General features: G+C 63.3%; 18 protein-coding genes. 6 read left to right on the forward strand and 12 right to left on the reverse strand.

The annotated features are described in order from the left end of the window. The first annotated feature begins 208 nt into the window (after nucleotides 1-208). A complete protein-coding gene (locus FJ938_RS17040; protein ID WP_246673368.1) occupies nucleotides 209-1,669 on the forward strand; it encodes an MATE family efflux transporter in 1,461 nt (486 codons plus the stop codon). 19 nt (nucleotides 1,670-1,688) lie between these two features. Here FJ938_RS17040 and FJ938_RS17045 read toward each other — a convergent pair whose 3' ends face one another. Next, nucleotides 1,689-2,897 carry an MFS transporter gene (locus FJ938_RS17045; RefSeq protein ID WP_140607988.1) on the reverse strand — a complete coding sequence of 403 codons (1,209 nt, stop codon included), beginning with the start codon at nucleotides 2,895-2,897 and terminating at the stop codon, nucleotides 1,689-1,691. Nucleotides 2,898-3,329: 432 nt separating this feature from the next. On the opposite strand from FJ938_RS17045, the gene FJ938_RS17050 reads away from it, so the two are divergent. Then, the gene (locus tag FJ938_RS17050; RefSeq protein WP_140607992.1) at nucleotides 3,330-3,905 is read left to right on the forward strand and encodes a TMEM175 family protein; all 576 of its coding nucleotides are present in this window, start codon (nucleotides 3,330-3,332) and stop codon (nucleotides 3,903-3,905) included. A gap of 136 nt (nucleotides 3,906-4,041) precedes the next feature. Here FJ938_RS17050 and FJ938_RS17055 read toward each other — a convergent pair whose 3' ends face one another. Next, a complete protein-coding gene (locus tag FJ938_RS17055) occupies nucleotides 4,042-4,323 on the reverse strand; it encodes a hypothetical protein (protein ID WP_140607994.1) in 282 nt (93 codons plus the stop codon). A gap of 225 nt (nucleotides 4,324-4,548) precedes the next feature. Here FJ938_RS17055 and FJ938_RS17060 point away from each other — a divergent pair, with 225 nt between their 5' ends. Next, on the forward strand, nucleotides 4,549-5,415 hold the full coding sequence (locus FJ938_RS17060; protein WP_140607996.1) for an SDR family NAD(P)-dependent oxidoreductase: 867 nt from the start codon (nucleotides 4,549-4,551) through the stop codon (nucleotides 5,413-5,415). Between the two features lie 10 nt (nucleotides 5,416-5,425). On the opposite strand, the gene FJ938_RS17065 is transcribed toward FJ938_RS17060, so the two are convergent. The 3 genes from FJ938_RS17065 to FJ938_RS17075 all read right to left on the reverse strand — a co-directional run bounded on the left by FJ938_RS17065 (nucleotide 5,426) and on the right by FJ938_RS17075 (nucleotide 7,424). Then, nucleotides 5,426-5,851 (reverse strand): low affinity iron permease family protein, encoded by a 426-nt coding sequence (locus FJ938_RS17065; protein ID WP_140695577.1) that lies wholly within the window; start codon nucleotides 5,849-5,851, stop codon nucleotides 5,426-5,428. Between the two features lie 342 nt (nucleotides 5,852-6,193). Further along, nucleotides 6,194-6,835, reverse strand: a complete 642-nt coding sequence (locus FJ938_RS17070; protein WP_140695579.1) for a DapH/DapD/GlmU-related protein — start codon at nucleotides 6,833-6,835, stop codon at nucleotides 6,194-6,196. An 85-nt stretch (nucleotides 6,836-6,920) separates the two neighbouring features. After that, nucleotides 6,921-7,424 carry a CreA family protein gene (locus tag FJ938_RS17075; RefSeq protein WP_140695581.1) on the reverse strand — a complete coding sequence of 168 codons (504 nt, stop codon included), beginning with the start codon at nucleotides 7,422-7,424 and terminating at the stop codon, nucleotides 6,921-6,923. 189 nt (nucleotides 7,425-7,613) lie between these two features. Between FJ938_RS17075 and FJ938_RS17080 the strand changes: the two genes are divergently transcribed. The 3 genes from FJ938_RS17080 to FJ938_RS17090 all read left to right on the forward strand — a co-directional run bounded on the left by FJ938_RS17080 (nucleotide 7,614) and on the right by FJ938_RS17090 (nucleotide 11,205). Next, a complete protein-coding gene (locus FJ938_RS17080) occupies nucleotides 7,614-8,192 on the forward strand; it encodes an SCO family protein (RefSeq protein WP_140695583.1) in 579 nt (192 codons plus the stop codon). A gap of 59 nt (nucleotides 8,193-8,251) precedes the next feature. Further along, on the forward strand, nucleotides 8,252-9,124 hold the full coding sequence (locus tag FJ938_RS17085) for a 50S ribosomal protein L11 methyltransferase (protein WP_140695585.1): 873 nt from the start codon (nucleotides 8,252-8,254) through the stop codon (nucleotides 9,122-9,124). Nucleotides 9,125-9,360: 236 nt separating this feature from the next. Next, complete coding sequence (locus FJ938_RS17090; RefSeq protein WP_140695587.1) at nucleotides 9,361-11,205, forward strand: aminopeptidase P family protein; 1,845 nt, start codon at nucleotides 9,361-9,363, stop codon at nucleotides 11,203-11,205. 231 nt (nucleotides 11,206-11,436) lie between these two features. Here the strand turns inward: FJ938_RS17090 and FJ938_RS17095 are convergent, their stop codons facing one another. The 7 genes from FJ938_RS17095 to lpxC form a co-directional block, all read right to left on the reverse strand. Beyond that, nucleotides 11,437-11,733, reverse strand: a complete 297-nt coding sequence (locus FJ938_RS17095) for an AzlD family protein (protein WP_140695589.1) — start codon at nucleotides 11,731-11,733, stop codon at nucleotides 11,437-11,439. Next, entirely contained in the window at nucleotides 11,730-12,458 is a 729-nt protein-coding gene (locus FJ938_RS17100; protein WP_140608012.1) for an AzlC family ABC transporter permease, read from the reverse strand. Before FJ938_RS17100 ends, FJ938_RS17095 begins: the two co-directional genes overlap by 4 nt. 165 nt (nucleotides 12,459-12,623) lie before the next feature. Next, nucleotides 12,624-13,316: a TIGR02453 family protein gene (locus FJ938_RS17105; protein ID WP_140695592.1), complete on the reverse strand. Its 693-nt coding sequence runs from the start codon at nucleotides 13,314-13,316 to the stop codon at nucleotides 12,624-12,626. Beyond that, the gene (ligA, locus tag FJ938_RS17110; RefSeq protein ID WP_140695594.1) at nucleotides 13,316-15,520 is read right to left on the reverse strand and encodes an NAD-dependent DNA ligase LigA; all 2,205 of its coding nucleotides are present in this window, start codon (nucleotides 15,518-15,520) and stop codon (nucleotides 13,316-13,318) included. Before ligA ends, FJ938_RS17105 begins: the two co-directional genes overlap by 1 nt. 112 nt (nucleotides 15,521-15,632) lie before the next feature. Then, entirely contained in the window at nucleotides 15,633-17,306 is a 1,674-nt protein-coding gene (gene recN, locus FJ938_RS17115; protein WP_140695597.1) for a DNA repair protein RecN, read from the reverse strand. Nucleotides 17,307-17,533: 227 nt separating this feature from the next. Further along, on the reverse strand, nucleotides 17,534-18,403 hold the full coding sequence (locus tag FJ938_RS17125) for an outer membrane protein assembly factor BamD (protein ID WP_140608020.1): 870 nt from the start codon (nucleotides 18,401-18,403) through the stop codon (nucleotides 17,534-17,536). A gap of 262 nt (nucleotides 18,404-18,665) precedes the next feature. Then, the gene (gene lpxC / locus FJ938_RS17130; protein ID WP_140608022.1) at nucleotides 18,666-19,616 is read right to left on the reverse strand and encodes a UDP-3-O-acyl-N-acetylglucosamine deacetylase; all 951 of its coding nucleotides are present in this window, start codon (nucleotides 19,614-19,616) and stop codon (nucleotides 18,666-18,668) included. Between the last annotated feature and the right edge of the window lie 262 nt (nucleotides 19,617-19,878).

The raw sequence follows: 19,878 nt of genomic DNA on the forward strand, positions 1-19,878 counted from the left end.
GCGGACGCGGGCCGGGCGGCAAGCCGTCCTGGACTTGCCAGTTCCAGCCGACGCTGTATCTGTTCAGGCGGCAGTGTCCAGACCGGCCATCTCTTCACCGGCTGGACCACGGCCTGGACGCTTCACATCGACCTGTCCGGTTCAATCTGCAATCATCGCAACCGGGTTCAAACAGGTCTTCACCGAATTGCCAGCCATGGACGAAAAAATGCCCTCACGCCGGCGAACCGGCGACCTGACAAGCGGTCCGATCCCGCGGACACTCCTGCTGTTCGCTCTGCCGGTCCTCGGCTCCAACGTGCTGCAATCCCTCAATGGGTCGATCAACGCCGTCTGGGTCGGCCGCTTCCTTGGTGAATCGGCGCTGACCGCCACGTCCAACGCCAACCTCGTCCTGTTCCTGATCCTTGGCACCGTGTTCGGCATCGGCATGGCGGCCACCATCCTGGTGGCGCAGTCGGTCGGCGCGCGCGACCTGCCCGAGGCGCGCCGCATCGTCGGCACAAGCGCCACGTTCTTCTTCCTCATATCGGTGGTCTTCGCGGTCTGCGGCTGGATCTGGGTCGATGCGATTTTGCGCACGCTCGGCACTCCGGCCGACGCGCTTCCACTGGCGCGTTCCTATCTGCGCATCATCTTCGTCGCCGTGCCGATGATGAACCTTCTGTCCTTCGTCATGACCGTGCTGCGCGGCGCCGGGGATTCGCGCACGCCCTTCATCTTCATGGCGCTCGCGGTCATGCTCGACATTGTGCTCAATCCCCTGCTCATCCGCGGCATCGGCCCGTTTCCCGAACTCGGCATCGCCGGATCGGCGACCTCGACGCTGATCGGCCAGACGGTGAGCGTGATCGCCATCCTTGTCGTGCTCTACGCCCGCAAGCATCCGCTGCGGCTGGCCGGCGCCAACCTCGCCCTGCTGCGGCCCGACCCCACCCTATTGCGCATCGTCGTCTTCAAGGGCGTGCCGATGGGCCTGCAGATGATCGTCATCTCGGCGGCCGCGCTGACCGTGATGGGCATCGTCAATTCATACGGGTCGCAGGTCGCCGCGGCGTATGGCATCGCCGCGCAGCTGTGGACTTACATCCAGATGCCGGCGCTCGCCATCGGCGCCGCGGTCTCCTCCATGGCGGCGCAGAATGTCGGCGCCGGCCGCTGGGACCGGATCGGCCGCGTCGCTGCCTCCGGCGTCGGCTTCAATCTCGTCCTGACCGGCGCCCTGGTCGCGCTGCTTTGGGTTTTCGACCGCTCGATCCTCAGCCTGTTCCTGAGCAGCGACAGCGCGGCGATCGACATTGCCGCCCACATCAACAATATCGCGTCCTGGTCGTTCATCCTGTTCGGCGCCACCATCGTTCTGTTCGCGACGGTGCGCGCCACCGGTGCCGTGATGCCGCCATTGATCATCCTGGTGATCTCGGTGTTGGTCGTGCGCACCGGCTTTGCCTATTTCATGCGCGGTGTGATCGGCGAGGAGGCGCTGTGGTGGAGTTTCCCGGCGGGTTCGATCACCTCGCTGGTTCTGGCCGCGGCCTATTACCGCTTTGGTGGCTGGCGCACCGTCCATATGATCGAGAACAGGCCCGCAGCGGGCGAGCCGCCGGATACCGGGCTTGGTGTGCCGCGCCAGCGCGCGCATCTTTCTCCGGGAGCGCCGAACGGCTGAGGCCGGGCACCGCGTCGTGTTACCGGCTGTGCTTCACCCCGAAGGCCAGCGCCACCAGCGCAAACACGATGATGATGCCGGCGAAGGCAAGGCTCGCGGCGACGGAACCGGCATAGGTAGAGACGATGCCGATGCCGATCACGGGCAAGGCGTTGCCGACAAAGCAGCAGATGAAGAAGCTGGAGACGACTTTCGCCCGGCGATCCTTCGGCGCGATCTCGTTCACCACCTGCAGGCCGCCCCGGTAGCCAAGCGCCGCCACGACGCCGCAGCAGGCGGTGGCCACGATCATCAGCGCCATCGAGGCCGATATCTGTGCCGCGACCACCAGCAGGACGCTCGGGATCATCAAGCCCAGCGCGGCCAGCATGGCCCTGTTGCTCTGCACGCGCATCAGCACCACGATGCTGGCCGCCGCGACGATCGCTAGTTCGAAGAACAGCGCACCGGCAACAGCGTGGTTGGCCTCATGAAGCTGCTGCGCCAGGATGCTTGGCGCCACTGCAGCGTAGAAGCCGACCAACGCCATGGCACCAAAGCCGGTAACCGCCGGCGCAACAAAGCGCGCGCGGATTTCCTGCGGCACGGAGAATTGCGGCCGTATGGAAATGCGCCTGAGGCTGCCTGGCTTCGCCACGGTTTCGCGGGTGCGCCAGACCAGGATCGTCACCACTGCAAGCGCCAAGAGATAGGTGACGAAGACGAGGCGCAAAGGCCAGGGCTCATATTGAGCCAACAGTCCCGAGACAAGCGCGCCAAAGCCGAGGCCGAGGAAATTGGTGCTGGTGGCGATCACGCTGGCGCGCGACCTGTCGGTACGGGAGAGAAGTTCAGCAATCCAGGCGGTTCCGGACCCCGCGCCGATACCGATGCCGAGCCCGCTCAGGATGCGCGCTATATCCAGCGAAAGAACATTCTCGGAGAACAGGAAGACGATCGCGCTGACGATGGCAACGATCATCGCCCCGAGAGCGGCGGGCCGGCGCCCGACAACATCCGACACGCCGCCGAACAGCAGCAAGGCTCCTAGGTTTCCCACGACATAGACCGCGTAGATCAACGTCAGCGTGATCTGTGAAAAGCCGAATTGCTGCTTGTAGAGGATATAGAGCGGCGTCAGCACCGTGCTGCCGGCAAACAGCACGGCGATCATCGCGGCGACGGTCGGGATGGCAAGACCGTCGCCGCGAGTTGCCTCTTGCTTATGCGCCAAATCGGGAAAGCCCATGCCAACCTCGTTCCGGTTTGGGGGATCGCGACCCTAACGCGTTTTCATCCGCGGCGTTCCGGCCGGTTGGCGGGCTCCTGACACAACGGGCCGGAAAGCCTGGAGAGGAAAGCCTGGAGAGGAAAGCACGAACCGAAAAGGACGGACCGGAGCCATTGATCCCGGTCCAATCACGAAGCGGATTTGTGCCGTATATCCGGTGCAACCAGGTCCATTTGCAGGCAAAGCTGGGCGCGATCTTCGGCGCGAGGAAGGCAAGAGCCGGGAGCAGAAAGGTCAACAACCAGCCAATGCCTGTCAGCACCATCGGCGGCCTGGCGCGAAAGTTCCCCTGCCATGGTTGAGGATTTGTCGCATGCCGTTTATCGAACCGGCCAGATGAGCTAACAATTTGCTGTCTTTCGACAATTCCTTTTAGGCAGGGCGGTGATCATGGGCAAAGGCAGGGTCGAGGCATTCACCGACGGCGTGGTGGCCATCATCATCACCATCATGGTGCTGGACCTGAAAGTGCCGGAAGGCGAGGATTTCTCCACCCTGGTGCCACAACTGCCGATCTTCCTCTGCTACGTGCTCTCCTTCGTCAATGTCGGCATCTACTGGAACAACCTGCATAACATGTTCCACACCGTGCAGCGCGTCGATGGTGGCGTGCTGTGGGCAAACCTGCATCTGCTGTTCTGGTTATCCCTGATGCCGGTAACGACGGCTTTCATGGGCGAGAACCATTTCGCCACGGTTCCGGTCGCGGTTTACGGTTTCGACCTTGCAATGTGTGCCGCCGCTTACGGCATCCTGGTCATTACCCTGCATCGGCTGCACGGGCCGGACACCGCCTTCGCCAAGGCGATCGGCCGGGACCGCAAGGGAAGGCTTTCCCTCGCCGTCTACCTCGCGGCGATCGCGCTTACCTTCCTCAACCGGTGGATCGGCGTGGCGCTCTACGTCGCTATCGCCCTGGTGTGGCTTGTACCGGACACGCGTTTTTCGCGCGTTCTCGAAAAATAACACGCAGGCTCATCGCTCGGCGCGATGCCGGACGGAAAACCGCTTCGCACTTTCCTGGAATTGCTCTTGGGTTCGGCGCAATTCCGGGCGGAAAACCGCTTCGCACTTTTCCTGCAATTGCTTAGCCGCGAATTGCTTAGCCGCGCATCTCTTTCAGTTTTTCCGCCACCGCGGCGGCCAGATCGGCATAGCGCTCCTCCAGCCGTTCCGCGGCCTTGATGATCGAGAAATCATGGCCGAACTTTTCCAGCGCCATGCGCAGTTTCTCGACGAAATCGGCCTGCTTTTCCAGCGCTGAAAACAACGTCTTCACCTGGGCTTCGGTGATGTCGGGGTTGGCCAGCATCTGCGGTACCTCGCGCCCCATCTGTTCGCCGGTGGCGGTCTGCTCCTTCAGAATTGCGACCCAGTCCGTCAATCGAAAATCTCCATTTGCCGGGGCAGCATGCGCAGCCTCGGCCGGCATGGTCAACCCGAACCCATCTCTCCCGCTGGGGAACGCGCTGCGGTTTGGGGACAAGGACATGCATGAAACACCACTTTCAGTGTGCGCCACGGGGCCTTGAGCGCCGCTGCCCGAAGGGCTTGCGCAAGCCCGTCGCGGCGCTAAGTTCGGCGCTATCGAAGAAGGAAGCCATCGCCGATGATCCCCGACACCGAGATTCAGACCGCCCTGCCCGCCCTTGAGCCAGGCAGGACCGCTATCATCACCGGCGCCGCCAGCGGAATTGGTCTCGCGGCCGCCAAGCGGCTGGCGCTGATGGGAATGAAGATCGTGCTCGCCGACATTGGCGGCGCGCGCCTTGACGATGCTTCCCGGGCCATCTCCGCGATCGCCGGCAATGACGCTGTGCTTGCGGTCGCCGCCGACGTTTCGAACGCCGATGAGGTCGATCGTCTAGCCGACCGGGCATTCGGCGCCTTCGGCGACATCTCGCTGCTGATGAACAATGCCGGTGTCGGCGACAACCCCGGAAAGCCCTGGGAAAACCGCGACGCCTGGAAACGGCTGCTCGATATCAATTTCTGGGGCGTCGTGCATGGCGTCGAAGCTTTCGCCCCGCGCATGCTGGCCTCAGGCAGGCCGGGCCTCATCGTCAACACAGGCTCCAAGCAAGGCATCACCACACCACCCGGCAACCTCGCCTACAATGTCTCCAAGGCCGGGGTTAAGACATTCACCGAAGGCCTGGCGCATGCGCTGCGCAACGAGCCCGGTGCCCGTCTGTCGGCCCATCTGCTCATCCCCGGCTTCACCTATACCGGCCTCACCATAGGGGCGACGGAAAAGCCCGCCGGCGCCTGGACAGGCGAACAGGTCGTTGATTTCATGCTGGAATCGCTGGTCCGGGGCGACTTCTACATCCTGTGTCCCGACAACGAGACGGCGCGGCCGCTGGACGAGAAGCGCATGGCATGGGCGGCCGGAGACATCATCGAAAACCGCCCCGCTTTGTCACGCTGGCATCCAAACTACAAGGACGCGTTCGCGGCCTTCATGAAAGACTAAGCTCGAGTCTTTAGGCCGCGCGCTTTTTCGGAGTTCGTTTTTGCGCCACGGCCTTCTTTGCGGCCATGGCGGCGATCTTCTCATCGTGCCGGCGCGCCGCCTGCTCGCACTTGTCGCGGATTTCCTCGACCTCGGATTCCGTCAGGTGCTCGATGCCGATGAAGCGGTTGCGGCCCTCGCTGACCCGGATCAGTTCATCGAGTTTGGCCTGGATCGCCGCGCCGTCCCGATTCTGGGTGTTTTGGATGAGAAACACCATCAGGAAGGTGACGATGGTCGTGCCGGTGTTGATCACCAACTGCCAGGTGTCCGAGAATTTGAACAACGGCCCACTGGCCGCCCAGATGACGACGATCAGGCAGCAGACGGCAAATGTCGGTGACAGGCCGGCTATGTGGGCGACCCGGTTGGCGATCCTGGTGAAGAGCTTTTCCATCTGTCGAGGTCCCTCAATGGCTGCCGCGATGAGAAACAACCGGCGACCGTTCGGGTTCCCGCAGGCAATAAATACAACCGCTGCAATTGAATGCACGCAAAGCGTGCATATGGTGAAAAACACACCTTATCGGTTCAATGTCATGGTAACCGTGCAGGCAAAAGTGCCTGTTCCGTCCGCTTCACGGCGGTTTACCTCCAGCCCCTTCCGCCGCGCCACCCCCGCATGGCGGAAGGGGTTTCAGTCCGTGGCGCGGAGCCTGGTTTCCCGAAAACGCCGACCAGCATACAGACAGACGGTCACTCCCCTTTCCCGCAGCCTGCTTCGCCAGTGCGGGCAGGCTCAAACGGCGTCGTTTTCCCAGCGATCGAGGAAGGCCTCGATCGGCATTGCCTGGATGTCGGGAACCGCCCTGGCGAGTTTCTCGACCGGCCAGTCCCACCAGGCGAGAGCTTCGATCCGTGCCGCGATTTCAGGAGCGAAGCGCGGCCGAAGCGGCTTCGCCGGCACGCCGGCGACGATCGTGTAGGACGGCACGTCGTGAGTCACCACCGCATTGGCGCCAATGACGGCCCCATTGCCGATGGTGATATCAGGCATGACCACCGCCCCATGGCCGATCCAGACATCGTGGCCGATAGCCACGGCCTTCGCCTGCCGCCGCTCGCGAAATGCGGCATCGACGCCCAACCAGCGAAAATACTCGTTTGGCCGATAGCTGACCTTGTGCTGGGTCAGCCGTTCGATCGGATGCCCCAGCGCATTGATGCGGCTGTTGGCGGCGATCGAGCAGAATTTGCCGATGCTCGTATAGATCGCCTCCGCATGGCGCTCGAAATAGGAAAAATCCCCCACGCTCACCTCGCGCAGCACCACCCGCTCGCCGATCGAGGTATAGCGGCCAAGCTTGCACGCCTTCAGCTCCGCGGTCGGATGGATGCGCGGTTCTGGATCTTTCAGGACGAGGTTTTCGGAATGGTCCATGGGCGCGGCTTTACGTCAGAGCAATTGTTCCCGCAAGCGGGACCAATTATCCGTCAAGCCAGTTCCGGGAAAGAGTTCGATCAGCCTATCTCGGCTTGCCCTTGGTCCACACCACGTTCTGGCCGTAGAGCGGCACCGTCGTGACCGACATCTTCGCGGAGCCGTTCTGCACCTGGCGCGAGTGCGACAGATAGATCAAGGTCTCGTTGGTCTTGTCGTAGATGCGGTTCACCACCTGCTTCTTCCAGATCAGGCTGAGGCCTTGTTTGAACACCTCCTCGCCGCCCTCGCCCATATCGATGTCGCCGATGGTGATCGGGCCGGTCTGGCGGCACGAGATCGAGGAATCGCTGGGATCCTCGAACCAGTTGCCCTTGTGTAGCCTATCGATGATGCTTCGGTCGAAATAGGCGACATGGCAGGTCACCCCATCAACCTTGGGGTCCTTGATCGCGTCAATCATAATGTCATTGCCGACCCAGTCGACGCCAACCTTGCCGACTTCCTCGGCAATGGCGCCGCCAGCACCAAGGACAAGGCATGCGGCCAGAGCGCCGCCGATCAGTTTTGGCCCAATCGGTCTTTGCAAGGAAGCCTCCTGCGGTTCGAGTAGCCGGTCTCAGGTGGGGCGAGTTGGGCTGCTTTGCAAGCAGCAACGTCAACACCATATGCGGTTGCGGCAACGCGGCACTTTGCCTGGGCAAGGTCGAACCGCTAAGACTGTCGCACCGGCGCGGCACTGAGCCGGCGCGATGATTTCTGCGGACGGACTTTTCTGATGATGCGTTCTATCCTGATCGGCATTCTCGTCCTGATGGCGGCCGGCATCGGTTGGCTGACCTTCGACTGGTATCGCGGCCACTATGGCGGCGAACCGTTCGGAGCCCCGTTCACTCTTGTCGACCAGAAAGGCGCGCCGATCACCGAGGCCGCCTTCCGGGGACAGCCGAGCGTCGTCTTCTTCGGCTTCACCCACTGCCCCGAGGTCTGCCCGACCACGCTGTTCGAACTCTCCGGCTGGCTGAAGACGCTCGGCGACGACGGCAAGAACCTGCATGCCTATTTCGTCTCGGTCGACCCGGAGCGTGACACGCCGCAGGTGATGAACGCCTATGTCAGCAATTTCTCCGACCGTATCACCGGCATCACCGGTGACCCGGACAAGGTCCATGCCATGGCCAAGTCCTTCGGCATCTACTGGAAGAAGGTCGACACCGGCGACGGCGACTACACCATGGATCACACCGCCTCGGTGCTGCTGCTGAACGCCAAGGGCGACTTTGCCGGCACGATCGCCTACGGCGAAAGCGCCGGCACCGCCGTGGAGAAGCTGAAGCGTCTTGCCGCCAAGGGCTAGGGCTTGAATCCGAAAACCAGTTTCGGACAAGATCAAGCTCAAGGAAGACCTTAATCCATATGACCCAGACGCGGCTGCATTTCACCACCGGAAAGATCGAGGCTGACCGCATTTTCGCGGCGCTCGAGATCGCCTTCGAGGATGAAGGGCTGCCGATCGCCGTGCTGGAGGTGGACGAGGACGAGGACATCCACGAAGTCTCGCTCTACGCCGACGACGACGTCGATGCGGTCGAGGCGCGGGTGAAGGACGTTCTGGCCGGCCTCGCTCTGTCAAAACCGGTCGAGCGCGAAAAGCTGCCCGACATTGATTGGGTGGCGCGCTCGCTGGAAGGCCTGAAGCCGGTGCGCGCCGGCCGTTTCTTCGTCCACGGCGCGCATGATCGCAGGAAGCGCCACAGCGGCGAACTCGCCATCGAGATCGAGGCCGGCCTCGCCTTCGGCACCGGCCATCACGGCACCACCGCCGGCTGCCTCGAAATGCTGGAGAAAGTGGTGCGGCGCGAGCAGCCGCGCAACGCGCTCGACCTCGGCACCGGCAGCGCGGTGCTGGCGATCGCCGTTGCCAAGCTGGCGCATATTCCGGTGCTCGCAACCGACATCGATCCGGTGGCGGTGAAGGTCGCCGCCGCCAATGCGCGGCTGAACCACGTCAAGGCGCTCATCGAAACGGTGACCGCCCCGGGCTTTCACCACCCGATCTTCGGCAAGCGCGCACCCTTCGATCTCATCGTCGCCAACATATTGGCACGCCCGCTGATGCGGCTGGCGCCGCAAATGGCCGCGCATATCGCGCTCGGCGGCTCGATCGTGCTGTCAGGCATTCTCGATCGCCAGCGCGACGCCGTCATCTCGGCCTATATCGGCCAGAACTTCCGCCACGTGCGCACGCTGCACCGCGAAGGCTGGGTGACGATCCACCTCAAGCATTGAGGCCGGCAGGATAGTTGGCCGGCCGTCGACGCCCCAACGACCTCACGTCGAACAGCACCATCCGTGCGATCGCGAGCTGGAAAGCGTGTTTCAGCGGCATCGACCTTTGTGCTGCCACTGGACCAAGCGCGGTCGGTTGTAAGCCAGGCGACGCTGTAGCAGTTTGCGCCGGCTGGAAATCGATTCCGATTTCCGGCCCCATAGGTTACGGTCGCGCCAATACTAGGAGGCCCATCATGTTCCAGACCTTCGATTCCGCGGGCGACCCGGCGGTCGGCAAGCCGCGCGTGACGCTGCTGCGCCAATGGCTGGCGGCGAATGGTCTGGACGGCTTCATCGTTCCACGCGCCGACGAGCATCAGGGCGAATATGTCGCCGACCGTTCGGCGCGGCTGAAATGGCTGACCGGCTTCAGCGGCTCGGCCGGCGTCGCCATCGTCCTGCGCGACCGCGCCTTCATCTTTGTCGACGGCCGCTACACGCTGCAGGTGCGCAACGAGGTGGACCTCGACATCTTTTCGATCGAAAGCCTGGTCGACAATCCGCCCGCCGTCTGGCTCCGGGACAATATCGGCAAGGGCGCGCGGCTGGGCTTCGATCCATGGCTGCACACGATCAGCGAGGTCAAGGCGCTGCAGGCCTCGGCCGACAAGACGGGCGCCGTGCTGGTGCCACTCGACAGGAACCCGATCGACATCATCTGGAACGACCAGCCCGCCGCGCCTGTGACCCCGGTCGAGCTTCACCCGATCGGCTTTGCCGGCGAGCTCGCCAAGGACAAGCTGGCGCGGCTGGCAACAGCAATCGGCAAGGAGGGCGCCACCCATGCGGTGCTGACCGACCCCTCCTCCATCGCCTGGGCCTTCAATATCCGTGGCGGTGACGTGCCGCACACGCCGCTGGCGCTCGGCTTCGCCGTCCTTGCCGCCGATGGATCGCACCAGCTGTTCATGGACAAGCGCAAATTCTCGCGCCAGGTCGCGGCCTATCTCACGCAGCTCGCTGATCCGCATGAGCCCGGCGAATTCGAAGCGGCGATCGTGGCCCTCGCCAAGGGCGGCGCCAAGATCGCGCTCGACCCGGTGCTCGCGGCCGACAGGCTGCGCATGCTGGTCGAGGACAATGGCGGCACGGTGATCGCCGCGCCCGACCCGGCCCGCATCCCGCGCGCCACCAAGAACCAGGCCGAGATCAACGGCTCGCGCGCCGCCCATCGTCGCGACGGTGCCGCGGTGGCCAAGCTCTTGTGCTGGCTGGAGCGCCAGAAACCCGGCTCCCTCGACGAGATCGCCGTTGTCACCAGGCTGGAAGAGACGCGCCGGCAGACCGGCGAGGAGACCCAGATGCCGCTGCGCGACGTCTCCTTCGACACCATTTCCGGCGCCGGCCCCAACGGCGCCATCATGCATTACCGCGTGTCACGCGCCACCAGCCGCAGGCTTGAGGCCGGCGAGCTGTTCCTGCTCGATTCCGGCGCGCAATATCAGGACGGCACCACCGACATCACCCGCACCGTGCCGATCGGCCAGCCAACCGAGGAGATGCGCGAACGCTTAACCCTGGTGCTGAAAGGCATGATCGGCATTTCGACGCTGCGCTTTCCCGCCGGCACGCGTGGCTCGGAAATCGACGCCGTCGCGCGCATGGCGCTGTGGAAGCACGGCTGCGACTTCGCCCATGGCACCGGCCATGGCGTCGGCTCATATCTGGCCGTGCATGAGGGTCCGCAGCGCATTGCGCGCACCGGCACCGAAAAGCTACTCGAGGGCATGATGCTGTCCAACGAGCCCGGTTACTACAAGGAAGGCTCCTACGGCATCCGCATCGAGAACCTGATCCTGGTGACGCCGGCCGAACAGATCGAGGGCGGCGACATTGCCATGCATGGCTTCGAGACGCTGACGCTGGCGCCGATCGATGTAAGGCTGGTGCGGTCGGACCTGCTAACGCGCGAGGAACTGCACTGGCTGGACACCTACCACGCCCGCGTGCTGGCGGAGATCGGACCGATGCTCGACGGCGAAACGCTGGCCTGGCTGCAAAAGGCGACCGCGCCGCTGCCGCATGACGCCAAGATTTGAGGCGGCCGATATTCAGCTTGGAAGGCTGGCGCTGCCCCTCATCCGCCTGCCGGCACCTTCTCCCCGTGTAGTGACGGGGAGAAGGGAGCTGTCGCAACCTTCGCCGCAGCGAGGAAAACTGGCGAAATCGTCGATGACAGCGTCTTTCCCCCCGTCCCTATACGTGGAGAAATGCCCGGCAGGGCAATGAGGGGGCGGCGCCTACGTCGGAAGCATCGCGAGGCAGAGCTCTTATCCGATGAACTGCCGCGCCAGGATCAGCACCGCGGCACCCGCCAGAAACATCGCCATCAGCCCGCCACGCAGCGAAACCGTCGCCGTGACGACCAGCGCCGCCCATTCCGCCGGTCCGGCGTTCAACAGCTCCGGCGCCACCAGCGTCGTCAGCACCGCCGCCGGCACCGCATTGAGGCCGGCTTCCACGCGCGGATGAATGTTTTCGAAGCGGGAGATGACCAGATGCCCGCCGATGCGCGTGAGATAGGTCGCGATTGCGCCGGCGATGATGATCCAGAATGTCGTGCTCATGGCCGCTCTCCCACGCCGCTATGGTGCGGTGGCAGGATGACGGCGAGCAGCACGCCGGCGACGGCGCCGATCGAGACGTGCCAGGGTGAGCCGACCGTCTTGTAGGCGATGATCGAGGCGCAGCCGCTGGCGACGACCACCGGCAGCCATAGCGGCCGCTTGCGAAAACCCATCACGAGGCCAAGAAAATAGATCGGCAGCAGGAAATCGATGCCCAGCGCATGCGTGTCGGGAATGAGCTTGCCGAACACCGCGCCGAGCGCGCTTTCGGTGATCCAGAACAGATAGACCGGCAGGCCGAGCCCCAGATACCAGGCAAAGCCGACGGTCTGCCCCGATTGCGCCCGCGCTTCGGCAACCGCGTATTGCGGATCGGTGAGGATGAAATAGCCGAGCGCCTGCTGGATGACAGGCCAGTGCGCGATGCGCCGGCCGATCCCGGCGGAATAGAGCACGTGGCGGAAGTTGACGGCGAAGATCGAAAGCACGATCAGCCATGGCGCGACATGCTGGCCGAACAGCTGGATGCCCACCATCTGGCTGGCGCCGCCGAACACCAATGCGCTCATCAGGAAGGCTTCGAAAACCGAGAAGCCCTGGTCGACGGCAAGCGCCCCGAACAGCACGGCAAAGGGCGCCGACGCCACCACGACCGGCATGGACAGCCGCACGCCCTGCCAGAACTCGCTCTTGCCGCCGCTTTCGGAAATAGCGTCCGTCGCCATCGATCACTCCTGATGCATGTCGCCCAAATTGCGTGGCGGTTTTGGGACAACGGCATGCACAATAAAGGGAGTGGCGGTATGTAGGTGGCATGCCCCGCCTTGTCACACGAATTCGCTTGAGCCGAACGATCAGCGGAAATCATCGCGGATCGCGGCGTCGACGATTCAGCCGTTCGCGGGTTTGCCTTCGATCGCCCTGCCCCAGTCGAGCAGCGGCTTGGCCCGCAAAGTGAAATCGACGAGTTCCTCGACCAGTTCCGGTCCATGGATACCAGCCGGATCGATGACGTGGCGAACAACAAAATGCCGGTTGCGGATGGCGGCAACGAGATCCTTTTCCACGACATGTTCGAAGCCACGCGGCGTGCGTTTCATGCCGCCTTCGGCATCGAGCTCGAGGCCATTCTTGTTCAACGCCTTCACCATGGCGCGAAACCTTTCGGGCCACGTCTCGATGGCGCGCCGCATCGACAACAGCAGCGCCGCTTCCGGCTGCCACCAGGCGACACCGGCAAAGCAACCCTCCAGCCCGATATGGACGTAGAACACGCCTTGCTCCATCTTGCTGCCGTCGGGCGACAGGATCGCCGACAGATGCCGGTTGTAGGGCCGCTTGTCCTTGGCGAAGCGCACGTCGCGGTTGATACGGAACAGCGATTTCTTGCGATCTCCGCGCAGACCGAGCCCGGCTGCCAGGAAACGCTGCGTCAGCGCTTCGACGAGATCGCCCAGGGGATCGCGCAATTCCTTTTCGAACAATTCCCGGTTCTCCAGGAACCACTCCCGGCTCTGGTGGAAATCGAGCGCCTTCAGGAATGGGATGGCCTTTGGACCGAACCCTTTGAATTCGCCCGACATCACGCCTTGCCGACCCGCTGCAGCCAGGTGTCTTCGTCGATGACTTCGACACCGAGTTCACTGGCAAGCTTGAGCTTGGAGCCGGCACCCGGTCCCGCCACCACCAGATCGGTCTTGGCCGAGACCGAACCAGCCACCTTGGCGCCAAGCCGTTCGGCCATCGCCTTGGCTTCGGAGCGCGTCATCTTCTCCAACGAACCGGTGAACACGATCGTCTTGCCGGCGACCTCGCTGTCGGCCAAGATCGTGACGATATACGGCTTCGGCTCGACCTGTTCGAGCAGCTTGTCGAGGACGTCGTCATTGCGCTCATTGCCGAAGAAATCGCGAAGCGCATCGATCACCGTGTCGCCGATGCCGTTGATGGATGGGAAGACTGTGTGCGGGTCCTCCGCCGCCGCCGTCTCCTTGCCGACGCGGATCAACTCCTCGATCGTCGAGAATGTCCGGGCAAGCACGGCCGCCGTCGTCTCGCCGATATGGCGGATGCCGAGCGCAAAAATGAAACGATCGAGTTCCGGTTCGCGGCGCGCGTCTATGGCCGCGAACAGCTTGTCGAGACCTTCATAATTGCGGTCCTCGACGCCGCGCACATTCTTGCGCGTCTTGCCGGACGCGGCCTCGCGCTGCCTGGCCTGCTCCTCGCGCCGCTCGGCCAGCGCCCTGGTGACGGCCGGACGGCGATCCCGGAGCGTGAAGATATCGGCGGCTGTCTTGACCAGTCCAGCATTGAAGAACAGGTCGATGTTTTCAGCGCCCAGGCCTTCTATGTCCATGGCGCCGCGCGACACGAAGTGGCGCAGCCCTTCCACGGCCTGCGCCGGGCAGATCAGCTCGCCGGTGCACCGGCGGCGCGAATCCTCCTTGCCGGTCTTCTCATTGATCTCGCGCGTCGCCGGCGAGCCGCAAACCGGACAGGTGTGTGGGAATTCGTAAGGCACGGCATCGGCCGGGCGCTTGTCGATGACGACGCTGACGATCTGTGGGATCACATCCCCTGCCCGCTGGATGACCACCGTGTCACCGATGCGTACGTCGATGCCGTCGCGGATCGGCAGGCCATTGCTGTCCAGGCCCTTGATATAATCCTCATTGTGCAGCGTCACATTCTCGACCACGACGCCGCCGACGGTGACGGGTGCCAGCCGCGCCACTGGCGCCAGCGTGCCGGTGCGGCCGACCTGGATGTCGATCTTCTCCACCGTCGTCATCGCCTGTTCGGCCGGGAATTTGTGCGCGACGGCCCAGCGCGGCTCACCGGTGACGAAACCCCAGCGGCGCTGCAAATCGAGTTGGTCGACCTTGTAGACGACGCCGTCAATGTCATAGCCCAACGACGAGCGCTGCTCCTCGATCCGGTGATAATGCGCGACCAGTTCCTCGACCGACTTCGCCCGCACCATCAGCGGACTGATCTTGAACCCCCAATCGGCGAATTTCTGGACCGAATCATACTGGGTCGGGGCTGGATCTTCCGTGGTGTAGCCCCATGCATAGGCGAAGAATTTGAGGTTGCGGCTGGCGGTGACGGAAGGATCCTTCTGGCGCAGCGAGCCGGCGGCCGTGTTGCGCGGATTGACATAATCCTGGCCGCCCGCCGCGGCCGAGCGTGCCTTCAGCGCCTCGAATTCGGCATAGGTCATATAGACCTCGCCGCGGATCTCGATGATTTCAGGCCAGCCCGACCCTTTCAACCGCGCTGGAATGTCGGCGATGGTCCTGAGGTTGGCGGTGATGTCCTCGCCCACGGCACCGTCGCCGCGCGTCGCGCCCTGTACGAAGACGCCCTTTTCGTAGCGCAGCGAAGCCGACAGCCCGTCGATCTTCGGCTCGGCGGTGAAGGCGATATCGAGGTCCTTGTCGCGGTCGAAGAACCGCCGGCCGCGCACGATGAAATCGGCGACGTCCTCGTCGGTGTAGGCCTTGGCGAGGCTGAGCATCGGCACGGCGTGGCGCACCTTGGCGAAGCCCTCCGCCGGCGGCGCGCCGACCCTGCGCGATGGAGAATCCTCGCGTATCAGACCGGGAAAACGCTCCTCGATGGCGAGGTTGCGTCGCGTCAGGGCGTCATATTCCGCATCCGTGATGACAGGCGCATCCTCGGTATGGTAGCGCCGGTCGTGCTCGGCGATCTCCGCCGCAAGGCGCTTCAGCTCGGCTTCCGCCTCGCTTTCATCAAGCGAATCGACTGGTTTTTCCGACATGGAAAGCTTCCTTGGACAATGGCACGTCACAATAAATCAGGATTTCGGGAAAATCATTCCTGAACAGCAGGATGGAGCCATATCCTGACTCGATCCATGACACCGGAGATTCTCATGCCGCGTTGGTGTTTTCGCGCAGCAGCCGCTCGGCGGCCGCGCGCGCCTCGTCGGTGATGGTGGCACCGGCCAGCATACGCGCGATCTCTTCCTGCCGCGCCGTCCGGTCCATCTCGGCGATGCCGGTCGCCACGCGGTCGGTGCTGCCCGATTTGGAGATCAGGAAATGCGTCGCCGCGCGCGCCGCCACCTGCGGCGCGTGGGTGACCGACAGCACCTGCACGCGCTTCGACAGGCGCGCCAGCCTCTGGCCGATCGCGTCGGCCACGGCGCCACCAACGCCGGTGTCGATTTCGTCGAAAACCAGCGTCGGCGCCGAGCCGCGGTCGGCCAGCGCCACCTTCAGCGCCAACAGGAAGCGGGAGAGCTCGCCGCCGGAGGCGACCTTCATCATCGGCCCGGGCCGCGTGCCGGGATTAGTGCGCACCCAGAACTCGATCTGGTCGATGCCCTCTTCCATGCGGCTCTCGGCCTCACTCTTCATCTCGACGATGAAGGCGGCGCGTTCGAGCTTCAGCGCTGGCAGTTCGGCCATCACCGCCTTGGTCAGCCCGACGGCCGCCGCATGGCGAAGCGAAGAAAGCTGCGCGGCGGCAATGTCATAGGCCTCGCGTGCGGCGGCGGCCTGCTTCTCCAGCCCGTGCAGCCGCTCCTCGCCGGCATCGAGATCGGCAAGATCGGCAACCATCGTGTCGCGCAATTGCGCCAGGTCGTCGACAGCGACGCTATGCTTGCGCGAGGCGGCGCGCAGCGAGAACAGTCGCTCCTCGGCTTTCTCCAGTCTTTGCGGGTCATATTCGGTGGCGCGGAGCGCGGCCTCGACCCCCGACTGTGCCGCGTCAAGCGACAGCATGGCTTCGTCCAGCGACTTGACCACGTCTTCGAGCAGGCCGGGTGCTTCCGTCGCTTTGCGCTGCAGCCGTCTCAGCAGGCTGGCGAGCTGCGGCAGGGGTGAGGACGGGCCTGACAGCACATCCTGCGCATCATGGATTTCGGAAGCGATCTTCTCGGCGCGCATCATATGGGCGCGCAGGTCGGCAAGTTCCGTCTCCTCGCCGGGCTGCGGATCGAGCCTGGTCAGTTCCGCGACCGCGGCGCGCAGATAGTCGGCCTCGCGCGCCGCTGCCGCCACCTTGGCGCGGTGGCGCGAAAGCTCCTGCTCGCCGGCGCGCCAGTGCCGCCAGGCCTCGCCGGTCGAGCGAACGACGCCGAGATGGCCGCCGAAAGCGTCGAGCACGTCACGGTGTGCGCCGGGATCGACCAGGGCGCGCTCATCGTGCTGGCCGTGGATCTCGACCAGCGCGCGGCCGACATCGCGCATCAGCGTCACGCTGGATGGCTGATCGTTGACGAACACGCGCGTGCGGCCGTCCGCCGTTTGCACACGGCGCAATATGACGTCGCCATCATCCTCTATGGCGTTTTCGGCAAGCAGCGCGCGAACCGGATGGTTGCGCGGCACATCGAAGACGGCGATGACCTGGCCCTGTGCCGCGCCATGACGCACCAGCGAGGCGTCGCCGCGCGCGCCGAGCGCCAGCGACAAGGCATCGAGCAGGATGGATTTGCCGGCGCCGGTTTCGCCCGTCAGCACGGAAAGGCCCGGCTGGAAGTCGATATCCAGCTTCTCGATCAGGACGATATCGCGGATCGACAGTCTGGAAAGCATCAGAACCCGGACCTATTGCATGCCGCCCAAAAGTGGACCCGGTTTTGGGATAACGACATGCACGAAAGCAAAAGACTTAAAGCGCGTCGCATGGATCCGTGCAAGCACGACGCGCTTCAACGCGGCACGCGACCGATTGGAGTCGCAGCGCCGCACTATCTTTTTGTTTGCGCATCGGATCAATCCGAAAAAGCGCGCTATGCACGCTTCGGTCCGAGGTACAGCGGTCAGGCGCCGGTGATCAGCTTCCCGGCCTTGGATATCCACGACCCGGCATTCTCGCGCGGCGCCAGCCCATTGCTCTGCAGGAGCTTGTAGGAATCCTTATACCATGGGCTGTCAGGGTAGTTGGTGCCGAGCACCGCGGCGGCGGTCTGGGCCTCCGAGGTCAGCCCCATTGCGTAGTAGCTTTCGGTGAGGCGGGCCAGCGCTTCTTCCACATGACGCGTGTTGGAATAGTTCTCCACCACGGTGCGGAAGCGCTTGACGGCGGCGATGTATTCGCGGCGCTCCAGATAGTAGCGGCCGATCTGCATTTCCTTGCCGGCGAGCTGGTCGTTGGCAAAGCGGATCTTCTGCTTGGCGTCCTCGACATACTCGGAGTTCGGCCAGCGCGTCACCAGATCCTGCATCGTCTGCACGGTCTGGCGCGCTTCCTTCTGATCCTGCGTCACATCCTTGATCTGGCGATAGTAGCTCAGGCCGATGATGTACTGCGCATAGGGGGCGTCATCGGTGGAAGGATAAAGCGCCAGATAGCGTTTAGCTGACGAGATCGCTTCATCGTAACTGCCCTTGCGATAATCGGCGAACGCGCCCATCACCATCGATTTGCGGGCCCATTCCGAATAGGGATGCTGGCGGTCGACGGCGTCGAACTTCTTGCTCGCCTCGTCCAGCCGCCCGGCATTCAGATTGGCGAGGCCTTGATTGTAGAGAACGTCCCCAGGCTCGGTATGGTCGACATAGGTCGAAAGGTCGATATCTTTCTCCGACGACATGCAAGCCGACAGAAAGAGCGATGGAACAACCACCGAAAGCGCCAGGAAAACAGACCACTGCGGCGCTTTCGATTGACCGACTCGCTTGAAGAACATGATTGGATTGCGCCCTTTCGGCGTTATTTCAATGCCCGTTGCATGCAGTTCTCCCAAAACTGGTCCCCACTTTTGAGCGACATGCACTAATCGACGGCAGCAGCCATAGACCATAACCGCCTTGCCGGGCAACGCTATGTCTAGCCAATCGCACATTTTTGTGGCGGTCGGTCGGAGCCTCGGCATCCCTGCGATTTCACCAGCCGATGGTGCATTCCTGCAACACCGGCCATCTCCAAGCGAATCGAAAAAACTAAGGGATTCAGATCATCCAGGGCGCATAGAGCGGCGCATTGACGGCGCTCATCTCGGCCGCGCGGCCACGCTCGCGGCGTGTCGTCTCGACGATCTCGAAAGCCGTGCGGTCCGACAGCAGGCGCCGCAGCGCCGCGGCGTTCAGCCTGTGGCCGCCGCGATAGGAGCGGAAACAGCCGATGAAGCGGGCGCCGCCCAGCGCCAGGTCGCCCATGGCGTCCAGCGTCTTGTGGCGCACGAATTCGTTGGGGTAGCGCAGGCCGCCCATGTTGATGACGCGGTTGTCGTCACCAATCACCAGAGAATTCTCCAGCGACGATCCCAGCGCGTAGCCGGCGGCCCACAGCCGCTCGACATCCTTCATGAAGCCGAAGGTGCGGGCCCGCGCGATGTCACGGCGGAAGATGTCGGCATTGATGTCGGAAGCAAAGAGCTGACGCCCGATCGCGGGACTTTCGAAATCGATCTCGACCTCGAAGCGGGTGCCGTCATAGGGTCTGAACTCCGCCCAGGAAGCACCGTTCTCGATGCGGACCGGCTTGACGACCCTGATGTAGCGCCGCTTGACCGGCAATTTTTCGATGCCCGCCTGGTCGATGGCTTCCACGAAGGCCATGGCGCTGCCGTCGAGAATGGGAACTTCGTGGCCATCGATCTCAATGACGACATTGTCGATGCCGACCCCGAACAGCGCGGCCATGATGTGCTCTACAGTGGCGATGTGCTCGCCCGAAGGATCGCCGAGCATGGTGCAAAGGTCCGTGGCACCGATCTCGGAAAACAGGGCACGGAACTCGCGGCCCTGCCCTTCCTCATTGATAAGCTGGAACACGATGCCGGTGTCGGCATCCGCGGGCAGGAAACTGATGGAAACTTCTTTGCCGCTGTGAACGCCGGTGCCTGTAAGCGACGCGCGCGTCTTCACTGTCGTCTGATAGTCGTGCAAGACAATCCCCATAAGCCCGAAATGCCTAGGTCCGCTTCTCCAGCCCGAGGGCGCGGCTCTTGTGAAATCGGCAGGCAGGGCCACTTCCCCGAAATCCCGGCAGACCGACTATGGTAGGCGGCGAAGATAATGTCCCGGCAAGGAGACTCCAAATCACGGTTTCTTACTCTCTGTAACCGCGAACTGGAACATGTACGGTACCATAAGCTTTTGATTTTTCATAACTTTAAACGTTAACAGGCAAGCAATTCCTTGCCTGCCTGTTAACACTTGT

Source organism: Mesorhizobium sp. B2-4-14 (genome assembly GCF_006442155.1).
In the GTDB taxonomy this organism is placed as follows: domain Bacteria; phylum Pseudomonadota; class Alphaproteobacteria; order Rhizobiales; family Rhizobiaceae; genus Mesorhizobium.

Coding starts and splice junctions, on each gene's coding strand:
- FJ938_RS17040 (WP_246673368.1), top strand. CDS start 209: ATGCCCTCACGCCGGCGAACCGGCGACCTGACAAGCGGTCCGATCCCG.
- FJ938_RS17045 (WP_140607988.1), bottom strand. CDS start 2,897: ATGGGCTTTCCCGATTTGGCGCATAAGCAAGAGGCAACTCGCGGCGAC.
- FJ938_RS17050 (WP_140607992.1), top strand. CDS start 3,330: ATGGGCAAAGGCAGGGTCGAGGCATTCACCGACGGCGTGGTGGCCATC.
- FJ938_RS17060 (WP_140607996.1), top strand. CDS start 4,549: ATGATCCCCGACACCGAGATTCAGACCGCCCTGCCCGCCCTTGAGCCA.
- FJ938_RS17065 (WP_140695577.1), bottom strand. CDS start 5,851: ATGGAAAAGCTCTTCACCAGGATCGCCAACCGGGTCGCCCACATAGCC.
- FJ938_RS17070 (WP_140695579.1), bottom strand. CDS start 6,835: ATGGACCATTCCGAAAACCTCGTCCTGAAAGATCCAGAACCGCGCATC.
- FJ938_RS17080 (WP_140695583.1), top strand. CDS start 7,614: ATGATGCGTTCTATCCTGATCGGCATTCTCGTCCTGATGGCGGCCGGC.
- FJ938_RS17085 (WP_140695585.1), top strand. CDS start 8,252: ATGACCCAGACGCGGCTGCATTTCACCACCGGAAAGATCGAGGCTGAC.
- FJ938_RS17090 (WP_140695587.1), top strand. CDS start 9,361: ATGTTCCAGACCTTCGATTCCGCGGGCGACCCGGCGGTCGGCAAGCCG.
- FJ938_RS17095 (WP_140695589.1), bottom strand. CDS start 11,733: ATGAGCACGACATTCTGGATCATCATCGCCGGCGCAATCGCGACCTAT.
- FJ938_RS17100 (WP_140608012.1), bottom strand. CDS start 12,458: ATGGCGACGGACGCTATTTCCGAAAGCGGCGGCAAGAGCGAGTTCTGG.
- FJ938_RS17105 (WP_140695592.1), bottom strand. CDS start 13,316: ATGTCGGGCGAATTCAAAGGGTTCGGTCCAAAGGCCATCCCATTCCTG.
- ligA (WP_140695594.1), bottom strand. CDS start 15,520: ATGTCGGAAAAACCAGTCGATTCGCTTGATGAAAGCGAGGCGGAAGCC.
- recN (WP_140695597.1), bottom strand. CDS start 17,306: ATGCTTTCCAGACTGTCGATCCGCGATATCGTCCTGATCGAGAAGCTG.
- FJ938_RS17125 (WP_140608020.1), bottom strand. CDS start 18,403: ATGTTCTTCAAGCGAGTCGGTCAATCGAAAGCGCCGCAGTGGTCTGTT.
- lpxC (WP_140608022.1), bottom strand. CDS start 19,616: ATGGGGATTGTCTTGCACGACTATCAGACGACAGTGAAGACGCGCGCG.